A 1,419-nucleotide genomic window follows, 5' to 3' on the forward strand; every position below is an offset into this window, starting at 1 on the left:
CGCATCCGGCCCGCCCGCGGCGAAGTCAGAGGCGGGGAGCATCGTCGTCGGGAGGAGCGGCTTGGTCTCGCCGGCGGGCTCGTACCCGAGCACCTGGCGGGCCTCGGCCTGGCTGAGGACGGGGGCGCCTGCGGCCTTCACGAGCGCTTCGACCTTCCGCATCAGCTGCTCGGCGTCGTCGAACGTCAGCTCGAAATCGTAGTCCGTGATGCCCAGCCCGCTCGGTGCCGGCGCGTGGAGGATGCGGTTGATGATCGCGACGGCCGGCGCGGCGAACGGGATGAGCGCCTGCGTCACGAAGTCGTCCGCCTGCGTCTCGGCCGTCGCCCTGTACCCGCCTTCCGGCAGGCCCAGGTTGATGAGGCTGACGTGCCGCACTGCGAGGATCTCGTCGCGCGCCAGCTTCGCGGTGTTCGGGAAGGTCGGGTCCTCGAGCTTGTGGTCGAGCGCCTGCGCGGTGACGGTGATGCCGCCGGGGTACTGGAGGATGAGGTTCCGGCCGGCCATGTCGCCCTGGTTCGCCTCGAGGAAGCCGCGGACCTGCTCGAAGAGGGCGTCGAGGGCGTCGTCACCGGGCTTAGAGCCGGTCCAGGTCGGGTCCTCGGTGACGGTGACGAGGTAGCGCGGGGTGCCGTGGTTCTTGAAGAAGCCCTTGAGGTACCTGCGGTGCTGGTTGTCGACCTCGACGCTGTCACGCGCCGCGATCCAGGAGGGCAGGCCGTAGAAGCTGCTCGCGAGGTTCGTCTGGCGTTGGTGCAGGAACTCGCGGACTTCCTTGTCGGCGGCCTTGCGGGTGCCGAACGGCACGAAGTTGACGGGCTGCCCGAACGGGTCCTCCTGGCGCAGGACGAGGCCGGAGTCGCGCGCCTCGTACCAAACGAACTGCGGGAGGAGATGGCTGACCTGCACGGGTTCCTGGCCCGCCTGATCGCGGAGGACCTCGACGAACACGTTGCCGGTCTGGTCGTTCGCTACGCACAGTGCCCGGAGGAGGGCGGGTAGGTCGAGCTCGGTGACGCCCTCCCGGCCGATCGTCTCGCGGGACAGCCAGGCCTTCGCGCGGCGGTAGTTCGCGTCGCTGGCCTTGTCGAAGTCGCCGGCGCGGTCGAGAGGTTGCCCGAGCGTGTCGACGTCGCGGGCTGCGAGGTCCCACTCTGCAGACGCGACCGCGTCGGCGAGGAGGTTGCCGATCGCGCCCAGCCACGGCGAGCCCAGGTGGAAGTCGATCAGCTGGGACGCCGGGATGGGCCAGGGGACGCGGACGCGGGCGTCGTGCGTCTGCGCGGCCTCGCTCGGCTCAGCCTCGAGGGGCGTGTCGATGCGCAGCTGCAGGGCCGGCTCGAGGTCGAGGGCGGTCGTGGCGAACGCGCGGGCCTTCACGACCGGCGCCGCCTTGGTCTTGGTCATGCGGTGGCTCCC

At 70.7% G+C, this 1,419-nt stretch carries 1 protein-coding gene; it reads right to left on the reverse strand.

Annotated elements, in window-relative coordinates:
* Positions 1-1,407, reverse strand: a 1,407-nt coding sequence (locus tag VF202_14320; GenBank protein ID HEX7041288.1) for a phage portal protein, incomplete at its 3' end; no start/stop codon positions are given.
* Between the last annotated feature and the right edge of the window lie 12 nt (positions 1,408-1,419).

This window comes from Trueperaceae bacterium (assembly GCA_036381035.1).
Lineage (GTDB): Bacteria > Deinococcota > Deinococci > Deinococcales > Trueperaceae > DASRWD01.